Genomic DNA, 14,628 nt, shown 5'->3' with positions numbered 1-14,628 from the left:
AAAAGTGGTTCAATGGAAGTTATGGTGTCAACTCCGCGACTGCTTCGGCCTAGAAACCTCTATCGTCCTGCTCCTGTTCTAGATGCCCACCAGCAAAGGGTAGTCCACCAGCCGACCGGACACGGTCCGATGCTGGTCTTGGGTGGCCCCGGCACTGGAAAAACGACCACTGCGGTGGAATATGCGGTTGCTAAGATCACCGCAGGTGTGGCCACCAACGAGGTATTGTTTTTAACTAATACTCGAACCGGTGCAGCGCAGCTGCGCGACTACCTCACAGCGCGTTTGAATCATGAATCGGTTGATTCTCGCGCAGAGACTCCCGTCCGGTCTTTTTCTTCCTATGCCTTTGACCTCATCCATCGGATCCGAGAAGCAGAAGGCGCTACGCCACGCCTTCTGGCCGGTGCTGAACAGGACCGGTTGATTGCTGAACTGATCGAGGGCTATGTGACTGATCCGCAGTTGACCATGGAATGGCCTGAAAGCCTGAAGCAGGCGGTAGGTTTACGGGGATTGCGTCACGAATTGCGCGAACTGATCGACCGTTGCGCTGAATACGGTATCGAACCCGGTGATCTTCAAATTCTCGGTAGAACGAACGGTCGAACCGAATGGGTTGCGGCTGCAACTATCTTGCAGGACTACCGCGATGTGCTCGATCTATCGGGTGCTGATGCCTATGATCCCTCAGGCCTGATCACTGCTGCGGTCAAACTGTGGGAAGCCAACCCAGATTTTGCGGCCGCAGAAACACAGCGCATCAAACACATCATCATCGACGACTTCCAAGACGCAACCCCCGCCATCCACCGGCTCGTCCAACTCATCGGGTCAAACCGCGATATTGTCATCACCCTGAACCCAGACACCACCGTCCAAGGATTCCGTGGTGCTCGCCCGCAAGCCTTAGTGAACTGGCCCGAGATATTAGCCCCGGATGCAACTACCGTGACATTAGACACCGGATATCGTCTCGGCACTGAGTTGCATGGAGCCTATCAGCGGACAGTGGGACGTATTCCGGCCATCGGTGGTCTGCCAGATGCGCGCTCCAATCTCAGTGCCGCAGACCATGACGACGTGGTGGCCGTGCACCGATTGGCCTCACCGGTCCAAGAGCACCTATTTATCGTCCAGCAAATACTCGAACTGCATCACCGACACGGGGTCGAATTCGAAGACATGGCAGTTTTGGCGCGTACCTCGGCCAAAGTTGCTGAAGTTGCTACCGCACTAGAGACAGAAACGATCCCGGTTGTGCGGTCTATTTCAGAAGTGATGCTCAATCAGCAGCCGGCCGCTGCACCATTGCTGGTGCTGACCGCTGCGGCCGATGCGGTTGCCCATGGCGGAGCCGAAACAGCCACCGGCTTAGACCCAGCGGACTTACACTGGTTGATCACCGGACGCTACGGAAACTCCACACCATTAGAGCTTCGCAATCTGCGCCGTCGGCTATTGGCAGTAGAACGCGATGCTTCTGGCACTCGAGACTCCACACATCTACTTGACCTCTTGGTGTCGAACCCTGGTGGGGCACCTGAACTCCTGGGCTTGGATACGGATCGGCGGCTGCCTCGATATGCTGCAGGGGCTATACGGATCGGGCGCATGCTCGCCGCGATGGTGAAAGCCACCATCGAAGAACAGGCTTCGGCTGAAATGGTGTTGTGGGCAGGCTGGGAAATTGCCTTGCCAGACGTCGGCAACGTGTGGGAACAACAGGCCTTATCCGATGATCCAAATGCATCGGTTCGTGCCAACCGTGACCTCGATACTGTGGTTGCGCTTTTTGAAGCGGCAGAACGCTACGTTGTGCAATTCCCCGGCCAAACAGCACTTGGTTTCACCCAATACCTAGCAGAACAAGACCTGCCGATGGATACTCTCTCGGCACGTGCAGGACAGGCCGGAGTCTCGGTCCTGACCCCCACGACCGCCGCCGGACGCGACTGGGACACGGTTTTTGTGGTGGGAGTTCAAGAAGGCGTCTGGCCAAACACCCGATTGCGCGGTCAGCTGTTACACACCCAAGAACTCGTCGAAGAAGTCACCGGCACTGCCGGACAACAACCCATCAACGAACGCATCGCTCAGGTGCGCCACGATGAATTGCGCACCTTTGCCGCCGCGATTTCGCGGGCTCGCCGTCGTCTGATCGGTACCGCCGTGGCTGACGCAGATCATCAACCCTCAATGTTTATCGAACGCCTTGCTCCCTGGAAACCCACGGATGACGAACCCGCACGCCCCTACACAACGGTCGCTACGCCACTGACGGCCGATGGCCTAGTCATCCACCTGCGCCGCACGCTAGAAGAAACCGAACGAAAACTTCTACAAGCCGCTGACTCTACCGAAGTCGAAGCTTTACACACCCAAGCCAACCAAGCCGCCAGTGCGCTCGCAGTACTCGCCGACGGGGGGATCGCGCCTGCGGAACCAGACCACTGGTGGGGATTAGTTGATTTATCAACGACGTCTCCGATCCACGGGATCGATGAACACGGGGTACCCAATCGAGTCCGGTTATCCCCATCGACGGTGGAAACAGCCGTTGAATCACCACTGCAGTGGTTCATTTATCAAATCTCGACGGCCGGAACCCACCCAGCCGCTGCAACTGGAACCTTTATCCACGCGATTGCTGAAAAATTCCCCGACGCCGACGTGGGGGAGATGTTCACAGAGCTCAAAGAAAAGTTTCCGGTGCTGGCCGCCGAGGCCGGTATCGAACCCGGGTGGGAATATGATGCCCTTTATGCCAAGGCCAAACGTACCCTGGAGTATTACTACGAGTACGTCTCAGGTATGCGGGCAGGCTATCAGACCGGTCGGGGTAAGACCGCTGAAACATTCGGCCCACGCCAGCTCGTTGCGACTGAATACCGGGTGACGGTTGAGCTGGATTTTGACGAAGTAAAAGTGCAACTCAACGGTATTATGGACCGAGTCGAAATGGATGCCGACGGGCGGGCCTATGTGGTGGACCTCAAAACCGGTGCCACCCAGGTCACCGGTGCTCGCTTGGCCCGACTGCCACAGTTGGGCGTCTATCAGGCCATGGTGAAAGCCGGCGCTCTTAAAGATCTTGTGCCAAGCCGCCAACCAGCTGGTGCGGCGTTGGTGCAACTCGGAACGACGAATAAGTCAGTAAACATCCAACCTCAGGCTCCGCTTGATGAGGGCATAACCTGGGCAGAGCAAGACATCGCCGATGCGGCCCGCTGGGTCCAAGGCCCGTATTTTTACACCGTGCATGATGCTGACGAATGCAACCTGACCGCACTGTGCCCCATCTGTAAGGAAGGACAACAGGTAACCGAATGGCTGATCTAACGTGGGGACATGCACCGCGCTATACCGCACGCGAGCTGACCGACCTGCTCGAAGACCACAAGCCCGCGGCCACTCGCCTGTACCCAACGGATGAACAAACCGCGATTATCGAAGCGGGACCTGATCCTCTCCTGGTGGTCGCTGGCGCTGGTTCGGGCAAGACCCACACCATGACCGACCGGGTCATCTGGCTCATCGCCAATGGTTATGTCCGGCCCGAAGAAGTTTTGGGCGTGACCTTCACCCGTAAAGCTGCGGGGGAACTTGAAACCCGAATCAACACAGCCATTGAGCGGCTTGCTGCTCGCGAAGATATCGAACTGGACTTCGACACCACCGATATCGGTCAGGCCACCGTCACCACGTATCACTCCTATGCCAATATGTTGGTCGCTGATCACGGACTGCGCATCGGGGTCGAACCAGATTCGCGGTTGATCGGCGGAGCAGAGACCCACCAGTTCATCACCGAAGTGGTGCGCGAACACGATGCCGATATCGACGTCTCCGATGTCGAGTCGGAAGATCTAGCCGCCAGTATCGCCGACGGCGTGCGCGATAGGCCGCTGTCCTCGACAATTAAAGCTGTGTCCAAACTTGCCGGTGACTGTGCCGAACATCTGGTAGAACCAGCCCGAGTGAAAGATGCACTGGCTGAAATGTTTACCTTCGGGCAGGGCCTCCCCGAAGGTAAACCCACGGCGAACACCAACTCGATCTTCACGAGTCTGAAACTCCGAAGCAAAATCGCTGATATGGTCGCGGATTACCTCGAGCTCAAAAAGGCTAACAACGTCATGGACTATGGCGACCTAGTGCGCTATGCCGCCCTGATCGCCACGCAGCTTCCCGAAGTGCGAGCCATCGAGCGTGAAAAATATAAAATCGTGCTGCTCGATGAGTTCCAAGACACCTCGCACGCCCAACTGAAGTTGTTCTCCTATCTCTATGGTCGTGGCGACGGAACACAGTCGCCACACTCGGTAACGGCGGTCGGCGACCCCAACCAGTCGATATACGGCTTCCGGGGAGCATCCGCCGGACAGCTTTTTTCATTCGTTGAAGAATTTGGTGCCCAACAACTGGTGTTGACCACGGCGTGGCGTAATAGTCGCGGCATCCTGGACATGGCCAACCACGTAGCCCAACCGTTGCGTGACCAAGCCGATTCCGGGCATGTAATTCCCGAACTGCAGGCCCGGCCCGGCGCAGGGTCTGGCACAGTAGAACTGAACTGGTTCGACTCAGCAGATGAAGAAGCCAGCCACCTAGCCGAACGCATCCAAGACCTCGGTGTGGCAGATGGCACCACCACGGCAGCAATCTTATGCCGGACAAAGAAACAGTTCGATCCTCTGATCGAAGCACTCGAAGCCCGCGGCATTTCCTATGAAGTGGTGGGTCTAGCGGGGCTGTTGACGATTCCTGAAGTCATCGAAATTGTTGCGATTCTCAAAGTCTTAGCTGAACCACAGGAATCAGATGGTTTGCTGCGCTTGCTAACCAATGCTCGCTGGCGCATCGGCCCCGAGGATCTCTGGGGCCTCAACCAGTTCGCTCGCACTTTGGAATACCAAACGCGCAACGACCCGCTGGACGCCGACACCTCGGCACTGGAAGATATCGATCACCCCTCCATGGTCAGTGCACTCTTGCGCTTGCCGAAAGAAAATTGGGTCAGTAGCAAAGGCCAGACTTTCAGCGACGCCGGATTCCAACGACTTCATGCTCTCCGAGACTTCATCAGCGACCTGATGCGTCAAATCCATTTGCCAATCCCGACGCTCATCCGGCACATCGAAAACATCACCGGGCTGGGAGTTGAAGTCGGTGTGCGCCCCGGAAACCATTCGGTAGATGCACGCCGATACCTTGATGAATTCCTGCGCATCGCCGAAAGCTTCCAAGCTTCTGCAGATCAGACTCGTACCCTGGACCTCATCACATTTCTGACGTGGCTTGAAACTGCCGCTGATGAGGAGGACGGTCTTGACATGCCACCGGAACAACCTAAACCCGGTGCAGTTCAGATCATGACCATGCACGCTTCAAAAGGCCTGGAGTGGGATGCGGTCTTCGTGCCGGGGCTGACACAAAATACGTTCCCCGGGACGAAAGTCGATTTATGGACCAGCACTAGCCGCGGGGATCTACCGTGGCCTCTGCGGGGCGACTGTGCGACCCTGCCGTCGTGGGATCACGAGATGGCAGCTGACCGCCGCGAGTGGGCGGGACTGTCGGGGGTCGACACGCTCACAGCCAAGATGGCTGAAGAACTGTCGGAGACGCACGGGCGTGAGGTACTGAGCCTTAAACAAAAGGTTCAGCTCCATGAATTGGAAGAGGCCCGCCGTCTTGCGTATGTGGCCTTCACTCGCGCCAAAGACCTGCTGTGGGTCTCAGGTTCTTATTGGGAAGGCACCTCGAGTCGACCACAAGCAAAGTCGATCTTCTTGGAAGAAATGGTCGCCTACGATGAGCATTACGGGCTCGATCAGAAAGCTCATTGGGCCGAGGAGTTCCCTGAAGAAAACCCGCGCCGGGCGAAGGCACTTGTCGCACAGTGGCCGTATGATCCGCTGGATGGACCGGTGCATTATCAGGTCGAAGCCCGCAGCGATGGCAGACTGCCCGAACCACGCCCAGACTCTGTACAGGTGCGTCGGAGTCATCCGCGTAGGGAAGCGCTGACAGGTGCGGCCCGGCGCGTTCGTCGCGCCTCAACCACACCGATTGAGCTCGACGCCGACCTCGCTCAACGCATCGACTGGGTATTGGATCGAGCCAATATGCCAGTCAACCATGACGTACCGATGCCCGAACACATCTCCACGAGCCGTTTTGTAGAGCTAGCACAGAACCCGGATGCCGTCGCACGTCAGATCCGGCGACCGATGCCACAGCGTCCCACAGCAGCAGCACGCGAAGGCACACTAGTTCACGAGTGGATCGAACACTTCTACACCAAAAACCGGCCCGGGATGACCCCGATGCTAGATATTGAAGACACCGAAGTCTTAGTGGATGCCGAGTGGGATGAAGTCACCGGGCTAGCGGAGCTTCGAGAAAAATTCGAAGCCTCGGATTGGGCTGAGAAAACTCCGGTCATGATCGAAGCCGCAGTAGAAACTTCGGTTGCGGGGCTCACGCTTCGCGGTCGTATTGACGCGGTGTTTCGTAGCGGGGGAGACCCGAATATAGCGTTTGATCCCGAAGCTAGATGGGAACTGGTGGATTGGAAAACCGGTCGAGTCCCCAGCGATGCAGAGATGCCACATCGGAGTCTGCAGCTAGCGATCTACCGTCTCGCCTGGTCACGTCTTCACGGTATCCCGTTGGAGAACATCACCGGAAAATTCGTGTACTTAGCTCACGGGATTGAAAAAACCCCGCAAGATTTCGCTACCGCACAACAACTCGAAAAACTGCTGGCCGCAGCATTTGGCGACGAGTCCTCTGGGAACTAGTCCCGGCGCAGGTTTTCTTGCACCACTTTCCACGATATAGGTTGGGTGTCTTCATCTTCGGCTGCTGGCTGGGGAACATCGTGACGGATGATTTGGTCATCTTCTGATAGTGAATGCACAATCAGTTCTGCACCACTATCCTCGCGCGCCGTCTGTGGCGTGTGTTCGACAGCATCGTCCGGCTGATCGGGTCCCGAGACAGTCTCTGCGGATTCTTCTGGAATTTCCGTGCTAGCAGACTCTGTGTCTTGCGTTGCATCTGGCTCGACGGTGAGCTGAGCCTGAGCCGTTTCGGTGTCATCGTCAAAGTCTTTTTGCGTTGCATTTTCGGCTGGCTCGTACTCAGACCAGACAGCTGGTTCGGCCTCAGCCTCAGCGTCACGCTCATCATTACCGACGAGTGGTTCGGGTGGGGCCACAGGCTCCCAGAACTGCTGACCAATATCGTGCCCACCCGTGTAGTCAACGTCCGCAGACAAATCCCGCAGCATTGACTGGGCTTCGGCAATGACGTCTTTATCGGAAGCATGAATACCAGACATGAGGTATTTACCCAACGAGAACTCAGCAGCTAGCGCGGCGCGGCGCATCAGGTGCAGATCTACCTGATCTGCGGGCAAGTCCATGTGTCGGTGATAGGCCGAAATGACGGCATCCCGAAATTCGATGGATCCTGTAGAGGCTAGCCACATGAAATCTCGTGCTGGATCACCGATGTGCAGGTCGGTCCATGCTGTCACTCCTACCGCCCGGTTGCGATCGATCAGCAGTGAGGTTTCATCAAAATCCCCGTGGACCACCCGAGGGATAAAGGTCCACATCTGGCGTTCTTCAAAAGCATTTTCCCAACGACGCAACAGATCGGCTGGCACTTTACCAGTCAGTGCCATTTGGTCGAGCTCAGATAGCAGCCGGGCTCGGGATTGCTCAGCACCATAGGCGGGCAGATCTGCGGTTTCGACCACTGCGCTGGGCAGTTTGTGAATCGCAGCAATGATTCTGCCAATATCATCAATGGTTTGGGTCTCTGCATGCGTGATGGTGCCGAGATCGACGGGCTCGCCCGGCATCTGGTGATAGATGAAGGTTCGTAGCCCATCAATTTGCACAGCGCCAGCGACGGACGGAACGCGAAATGGTAGGTGAGCTCTGATCGCCGGGGTAAAACCCGACAACACTTGGATCTCAGTTTCTAAGCGGAAGGCAGCCTGAGAGTTCCGTGGTGCACGCACACGCCAGTGATTATTGTCGGTGTCAGTCACTATGGCCGAGTCAAAGGCACGCGGATCGTCAGGCGACGCGGCGGCTTGGACAATATCAAGCCCCGGCATGGCGGCCGAGGCCAGTGCAGCAAGTTCCATGGCGGTACGTTTCATCACATCTACCTTACGCGTGATCGCAACCGGTTGGTGAGCACAGCAATGGTGAGTCGAAAAACTCGGGTCACAGACTAAGCTGGATTTTATGGATATGCTGCCCGATCTTGGACGATTGCCCCTGGCCCGCGACGATGTCGACCGCGGCACTGAACTGAGAGATGATGAAACCTTATTGACTCAACTCTGGGAACGTCCCAACACCAGGATTCTGTGGTTGCACGGTCGGACGGCTCCGGTTTATGCAGGTCAGATTGTCCTGACAGCACCACAAGGTGAACTACCAGCAGGCGCGGTCTACCTGGGTCGTTCGGCCCATCACCGGGCTCAACATAGTCAGTTTGTCGAACCGGCTGCCGAACACGTTGAAATTATTTTGCTGGTTGCCGACTCGAAAGCCGCGGCTCCAAGCTTGAAGGACCCGCAGGTGGGGGGCATGAGTGTCGAACATCCCGACTATATCGATTGGCTTGGAGTCTTCGATATTGCAGCAGGCTTAGATGATCGCGACGTCGGTATCTTTGTGTCCGCAGTGGCCATCGCCAACTGGCATAAGGTCAATAAATACTGCCCACGATGCGGTACCAAAACGCAACATAAATCCTCTGGTTGGGTACAGGTGTGCCCCCAAGATGGCTCCGAGCATTTCCCACGAACTGATCCAGCCGTCATCATGCTCATCACCGACTCCAGCGACCGGGCCTTACTCGGCAATAACAAAGCCTGGGGTGATAAACGCTATTCCGCATTAGCCGGCTTTGTAGAACCTGGGGAGTCATTGGAAGCTGCGGTAAAACGTGAAGTCTATGAAGAATCCCAGGTCGTTGTCGATGGTGTCAAATATATGGGGTCACAACCCTGGCCCTTCCCGCAATCGCTGATGTTAGGCTTCCTAGGTCGCACGGATCGACCTGACGACGCCACAGCTGATAAAGAAGAAATCGCTGAGGTGCGCTGGTTTAGCCGAGATGAACTGCGTGACGAGGTAGAAAACGGTCGAATGTATATCCCCGGTGCGTCTTCAATTGCGCACCATTTACTACGTCACTGGTACGGTGGACCATTGCCACAACCCAGAACTTTAGAGAATTAATTTGCAGAACCCAGAAGAAATCCTCGCTGGCTTAGACGCCGAGCAACGTCAGGCAGCTACCGCGTTGCGCGGACCAGTACGAATCCTTGCCGGTGCCGGAACCGGCAAAACGCGAGCGATCACTCACCGAATTGCATATGGGGTCGCCACTGGCGTCTACAACCCGTATAACGTGCTTGCCGTGACGTTTACCGCACGAGCTGCGGCGGAAATGCGCTCGCGACTTCGCGACCTCGGTGCTCACGGTGTTCAAGCCAGAACCTTCCACGCGGCCGCTCTCAGTCAGTTGCAGTATTTCTGGCAACACGCTGTGGGCGGGGATATGCCACGACTTGTGGAACACAAAACCCACCTCATCATGGAGGCGGCCCAACGGTTGCGCATGAGCACCGATAAAGCCACGATTCGAGATCTCGCCGGTGAAATTGAATGGGCAAAATTCAATATGCTCACGCCGCAGACCTATCACCAGCAGGCTACCCAGCGCACAATGCCAGCTGGCTGGGACCTCATTGCCACGACTCGACTATTCCAAGCTTACGAGGACCTCAAATCTGATCGGGGATTGATCGATTTTGAAGATGTCTTGTTGATCATGGTGGGCATTCTAGAATCCGAGCCTCGGATTGCCGCGACAGTCCGTAAACAGTACCGGATCTTCTTGGTGGACGAATTCCAGGACGTCTCACCGCTACAATACCGGCTGCTTAAAGCCTGGCTGGGCGATCGAGATGATCTATGCGTTGTGGGAGATACTTCCCAGACCATCTACTCGTTTACCGGGGCAACGGCTGACTATCTGCTGGACTTCGGCCAAGAGTTTCCTGATGCTACTCAGATCAAACTGATCCGAGATTATCGTTCGACGCCGCAGATCGTCGATCTTGCCAATAGGCTGCTGCTTGAACGGACCAAAGCACACCGATCTGGCATGCCGCGATGGCCAGAGCCTTTGGAATTGATATCACAACGGGAGTCCGGAGCGGCACCAGTTTTTGCGGAATGCACCCATGAACAAGCGGAAGCCGAATGGGTTACTGCGCAGATCCAACAACTATTGTCCGCTGGCCACAAAGGCTCGGATATTGCCATTTTGTTTCGTACGAATGCCCAGTCTGCAATTTTCGAACAAGCGCTCAGCGATGCGGGTGTTTCGTATCAGGTGCGCGGTGCGGAACGGTTCTTCAACCGTAGAGAAGTTCGCGACGGCATCTTGCAACTACGCGCGGCCGCCAAATCCGCTGAAGGGGTCGCCGGAAGTGATGTCGTCACTCGCATTAAAGATGTGCTGGCATCATTAGGCTATACGCCCGTGGCGCCAGAACAGTCTGGAGCAGTGCGTGAGCGGTGGGAATCTCTCAATGCCATTGTCAACCTCGCCGAGGATCTTGTTGAAGCACGAGGTGACCAGGTCACGTTAGATGTGGTGGTTGCTGAACTGGATGAACGTGCTTCCCACCAGCATGCCCCGGTCATGGATGGCGTGACGCTCGCTTCGATTCACTCAGCCAAGGGATTGGAGTGGGACGCAGTGTTTCTTGTCGGGCTGACTGAGGGACTTATGCCCATTAGTTTTGCCACGGAGGACAAGAGCGTCGATGAAGAACGCCGCTTGTTCTATGTGGGTATCACTCGGGCAAAAACTCGGTTATATTTGTCATGGTCGTTATCGCGATCCGCTGGAGGGCGGGCAAATCGTCGTCCTTCACGATTTCTCCAGGCGATTCGGGCCACCACCGTGCAGCAGTCCTCACAAGGTTCTTCCCAGCGCGGTAGACGTGCCAAAGGGACGAAGGTTGCAAAGTGTCGGACCTGCGGAGCGGTTCTATCCACCGGCGCAGAACGCAAAATCGGTCGCTGTCAGGACTGTCCACCAACGTATGATCCGGAAGTCTTCGATAAATTAGTCAGCTGGCGCAAAACCGTTTCGACCGCTGACAAGGTACCAGCGTTTGTTATATTTACCGATGCGACACTGGTTGCGATTGCCGAAAAAATGCCCACGGACCTGCAACAGCTTCGACAACTACCGGGCATTGGTCCCAAAAAACTGGAACGCTATGGCACCGACGTATTAGCGATCCTGGGTTCGTGAAGCGCTATACAACACCCAGGTAGCGGTTCAATGGTAAACGTCTGAACCCAACCATTGGCGAGGTGCACTCGCGTGAAAGTATTGAGTTGGAGCCCAGGTACGCGACCATATTTGGTTTTGGATATTTGGTGACGTAAATCTTGTGAATCAACCATGGCTAGGACCTCTGTGGCAATAAGTCCTGCGACCAGGTGCGCTCCAGCGACCGTCTCGATACCGCCTCGGCTATTATGCAACGCGGCGGCACGTTGGGTACGAACGGCATAGGAACTGGCATCTTCTAAACACAACGGGCAAGCCGTTGCCTGGGGGAGGACCCACGGTCCAATATCGATTTCATCATCACGTATGACGACGGCTAGGTATGGATGTCGCTGCCTCTTGGCCTGGTCGATCGTTTCGACATGGGCGGCCCCTAAAGTGATCTGCACCGTGGCCAGCGTCGCCAGTTCTGGTTGTTTCAACCAACCAGTGGGATGTACTGCCGGTCGCTGATACTTTGGATTGCTCACCGTAGCCACGGCGAGAGAACGTACTTGCCCGATATCTTTATCTGTCAGTCCAGTGCCGGTATCAGCTGAGGTCACTCTGGAGGAATCCCAAACGTTGAGATGGCCGATGCCGGAATCGCGCAATATTTGTGTCAGGGCGGTACCCGTGCGACCAAGACCAAAAATCTGAAGAGCTGCCCCATAGCGTTGAGTTTGAAATTCTTGGCGGTCACGTGCTGCCAAGCCTTGTAGCTTCCCACGCGCAAATACCGGGGTGACGCATCGCAAACGAGCCAAGCTACCCCGATGGTCTGGGTCTTCGCTTCGTACAAAGAACTCTGGCGTCGGCGTTGAAACCAAGACTGGACGGAGCCTCGTCAGCAGAACGTGGCAGTCGAATTCCGTAACTTGACACTGTTTGGCTACCTCAAGTTCTTTGCCATCGATGATTCCGCTACGCAATTCATGAATGAAATCAGCGACGGGCCGGGTCACCCCAGTAAGCTCCAGTGCGCGAAAACCCGAACCGAGTTGAATGTGGCTCTCTGACACATGGGTGATCGATAAGCCAGGATTGATTTGCATGGTGACTCCTCAGCATTGCAGGGTGTTACCATGATGTGCCACCGGTGGACTTTCACGAACGGGTTTTCCACAATAATCCCAGAGCACCAGTGATATCCACAGCGAACCGCTGCTGTGGTTCGACGATCGCATCAGTGCGGCAGCATGAAGGGCATGAACACTATTTCGACTTTAATACGTGAAAATATCCAGCAGTTGTCAGGCGGTCGTATCGCATCAGTAGTGGAAATCGACGGGGAGCCCGTTCGACTCATAGCGTCGTCCCGCAGGCGGAAGACTATTTCAGCGTCTGTGCGCGACGGGATGATTCAACTGTCGGTGCCGATGAACATGAAAGACGCGGAGATTATCACCTCGGCCCGGAGCTTGATTGACAAGATCAAAGCCCGTCAGCGACGAAGCAACCGGTTCCAGTCGAATCCAGAGCTTTTTGACCGTGCAGTGCACTTGGCCAGGGTTTGGCTCAATGCAGAAGTCCACCCTACCTCGGTGGTCTGGTCGGATCGACAAACGACCATGTGGGGTTCCTGTACCGCGACCACCGGGGCAATCCGCATTTCGACTATGCTTCGCGGTATGCCCCAGTGGGTCATCGATGGCGTGCTAGTCCATGAATTGGCGCACCTAAAGTACTCCGGGCACGGGCAAGAGTTTCAGGCGTTTACCCGGCGTTACCCCAGAATGGCTGAAGCCGATGCCTTCCTGGATGGAGTCGCATTTGCCCAACAACGCGGCGAGGGCGCGTCGTTCCCCAACGCTTACGATTGATCGTCGTCGTAGCCGCCTTCAAGCAGTTTCTTGAGATCCTCGTCCAAACTTGCAGACTGTTCATCCGCGGTTTCGCGCCGTGTGATGTATCCTTCGGGATCATCAAGGTCTTCGTCGGTCGGTAAGCGAAGCTGCGATTCCCAGATAGCGTCTCGATATGGCACGCCTTCGGCTTCTTGAATGATGGTCCAAAGCTTCGTTGCATCATGGAGCCGACGCGGTCGGAGATCTAAACCGACGAGCGAACCAAAAGCGTGTTCGGCCGGACCGCCCGCTGCACGACGACGGTTGATCATCTCTCGCAGAGCTTCAGCAGACTCCAGGGGTTTAGCAGCTTCTGTAACAACCACATCGACCCACCCCTCAATCAGTGCTAATAGTGTCTCGAGTTGTTCAATCGCTGCTTTTTGAGCGCCTTCCGGCTCGGGGATAAACATCGAACCGGAAAACATCTGATTCATCGACTCGGGATCCATGGGGTCAAGTGTTTGCACCGCATCTTCAATTGCGGAAACATCAATACTGATGCCCGCTGCATATTGCTGCACCATCGCCATAAGATCACGAGCCAGCCACGGCGAGTTGGCAAATAGTCGCATGCGAGCGGCCTCACGTAGCGCCAGGTAGATGCGCACCTGATCAGCTTCGACCGAGAGCCCGTCGCCAAATTCTTCAATGTTCACTGGCACCATAGCCAGACGTTGGCCAGCGATAGGGAATCCGGTGTCAGTACCGGAGAGCACCTCTTGAGCCAGCTCGCCGATTGCCTGCCCCAGCTGCAGGCCAAACATGGAACCGCCCAGGTTCTTCATCATGGGCTGCATTTGGCCAAAGGCTGCTTGGAATTCCTCGGGAAGTTGTCCGGGAAGCTGTTCTGTGATCGATCTAGTCAAGGCTTCAGATAAGGAGGTAGCTACCGGTTCGGTCATTTCGCGCCAGTTGTCCATGGTCGCTTCGACCCACTCGGCGCGAGACCACGCTACCACCGGAACATTAGCAGCCTCGATGGTGGTGGTTTGATCGAGCCAAGCGTCAGCTAATCGCAGGGCGTCGTCGATTTCCTTGGCAGCAAACGAACCTACGGAGGGGTCTTGCCCAGCGATAGATTGGCGGGCAGTTTGTTTTGCTAGATCCCACTTCACCGGCCCATCGTCGTCGGAGGACGCCATCATGGATTGGAACTGCGCCATGATGTTTTGCATCATCTGTGGATCCATCATCGATGGATCAAAGGGCATGCCGGATGCGCCGAACTGCTGCATTGCCCGCTGGATTTCTTCTGGATCTGGAGCGTTACCGCCGAACATACGACGGAACATCTCTTCCATTGGATCTTGGTCATCACCATTTGTTGGACCTTGGTTGCTCATAACACTCCACGTTACTGTAGCTACGGGTTGAAAAAATAGGC

The 14,628-nt window shown here is 55.9% G+C and carries 8 protein-coding genes; 5 read left to right on the top strand and 3 right to left on the bottom strand.

Annotation, left to right across the window (positions count from 1 at the left end):
• Positions 1-21: 21 nt before the first annotated feature.
• Together FB556_RS11785 and FB556_RS11780 are read left to right on the top strand one after the other, a co-directional pair.
• Positions 22-3,342, top strand: a complete 3,321-nt coding sequence (locus FB556_RS11785) for an ATP-dependent DNA helicase (protein ID WP_170200462.1) — start codon at positions 22-24, stop codon at positions 3,340-3,342.
• The gene (locus FB556_RS11780; RefSeq protein WP_141867965.1) at positions 3,330-6,809 is read left to right on the top strand and encodes an ATP-dependent helicase; all 3,480 of its coding nucleotides are present in this window, start codon (positions 3,330-3,332) and stop codon (positions 6,807-6,809) included. Before FB556_RS11785 ends, FB556_RS11780 begins: the two co-directional genes overlap by 13 nt.
• Here FB556_RS11780 and FB556_RS11775 read toward each other — a convergent pair.
• Positions 6,806-8,185: a phosphotransferase gene (locus FB556_RS11775; RefSeq protein ID WP_141867963.1), complete on the bottom strand. Its 1,380-nt coding sequence runs from the start codon at positions 8,183-8,185 to the stop codon at positions 6,806-6,808. The genes FB556_RS11780 and FB556_RS11775 overlap by 4 nt on opposite strands.
• Before the next feature lie 88 nt (positions 8,186-8,273).
• Here FB556_RS11775 and nudC point away from each other — a divergent pair, with 88 nt between their 5' ends.
• Both nudC and FB556_RS11765 read left to right on the top strand, forming a co-directional pair.
• Positions 8,274-9,278: an NAD(+) diphosphatase gene (gene nudC, locus FB556_RS11770; RefSeq protein ID WP_141867961.1), complete on the top strand. Its 1,005-nt coding sequence runs from the start codon at positions 8,274-8,276 to the stop codon at positions 9,276-9,278.
• A gap of 1 nt (position 9,279) precedes the next feature.
• Positions 9,280-11,373 carry an ATP-dependent DNA helicase UvrD2 gene (locus FB556_RS11765; RefSeq protein WP_141867959.1) on the top strand — a complete coding sequence of 698 codons (2,094 nt, stop codon included), beginning with the start codon at positions 9,280-9,282 and terminating at the stop codon, positions 11,371-11,373.
• Here FB556_RS11765 and FB556_RS11760 read toward each other — a convergent pair.
• On the bottom strand, positions 11,337-12,449 hold the full coding sequence (locus FB556_RS11760; protein WP_141867957.1) for a hypothetical protein: 1,113 nt from the start codon (positions 12,447-12,449) through the stop codon (positions 11,337-11,339). The two genes, FB556_RS11765 and FB556_RS11760, sit on opposite strands and share 37 nt — an antisense overlap.
• A gap of 153 nt (positions 12,450-12,602) precedes the next feature.
• On the opposite strand from FB556_RS11760, the gene FB556_RS11755 reads away from it, so the two are divergent.
• Positions 12,603-13,217: a M48 metallopeptidase family protein gene (locus FB556_RS11755; protein ID WP_170200461.1), complete on the top strand. Its 615-nt coding sequence runs from the start codon at positions 12,603-12,605 to the stop codon at positions 13,215-13,217.
• Here FB556_RS11755 and FB556_RS11750 read toward each other — a convergent pair.
• Positions 13,208-14,587 (bottom strand): zinc-dependent metalloprotease, encoded by a 1,380-nt coding sequence (locus FB556_RS11750; RefSeq protein ID WP_141867953.1) that lies wholly within the window; start codon positions 14,585-14,587, stop codon positions 13,208-13,210. The two genes, FB556_RS11755 and FB556_RS11750, sit on opposite strands and share 10 nt — an antisense overlap.
• Positions 14,588-14,628: the final 41 nt, after the last annotated feature.

Origin of the sequence: Enteractinococcus coprophilus (genome assembly GCF_006716305.1) — a bacterium.
Classification (GTDB): Bacteria; Actinomycetota; Actinomycetes; order Actinomycetales; family Micrococcaceae; genus Yaniella; species Yaniella coprophila.
The sequence above is the reverse complement of the archived record's forward strand: the minus strand, read 5'-3'. Positions and strand labels throughout refer to the sequence as shown.

Coding starts and splice junctions, on each gene's coding strand:
- FB556_RS11780 (WP_141867965.1), top strand. CDS start 3,330: ATGGCTGATCTAACGTGGGGACATGCACCGCGCTATACCGCACGCGAG.
- FB556_RS11750 (WP_141867953.1), bottom strand. CDS start 14,587: ATGAGCAACCAAGGTCCAACAAATGGTGATGACCAAGATCCAATGGAA.
- nudC (WP_141867961.1), top strand. CDS start 8,274: ATGGATATGCTGCCCGATCTTGGACGATTGCCCCTGGCCCGCGACGAT.
- FB556_RS11760 (WP_141867957.1), bottom strand. CDS start 12,449: ATGCAAATCAATCCTGGCTTATCGATCACCCATGTGTCAGAGAGCCAC.
- FB556_RS11775 (WP_141867963.1), bottom strand. CDS start 8,185: ATGAAACGTACCGCCATGGAACTTGCTGCACTGGCCTCGGCCGCCATG.
- FB556_RS11755 (WP_170200461.1), top strand. CDS start 12,603: ATGAACACTATTTCGACTTTAATACGTGAAAATATCCAGCAGTTGTCA.
- FB556_RS11785 (WP_170200462.1), top strand. CDS start 22: ATGGTGTCAACTCCGCGACTGCTTCGGCCTAGAAACCTCTATCGTCCT.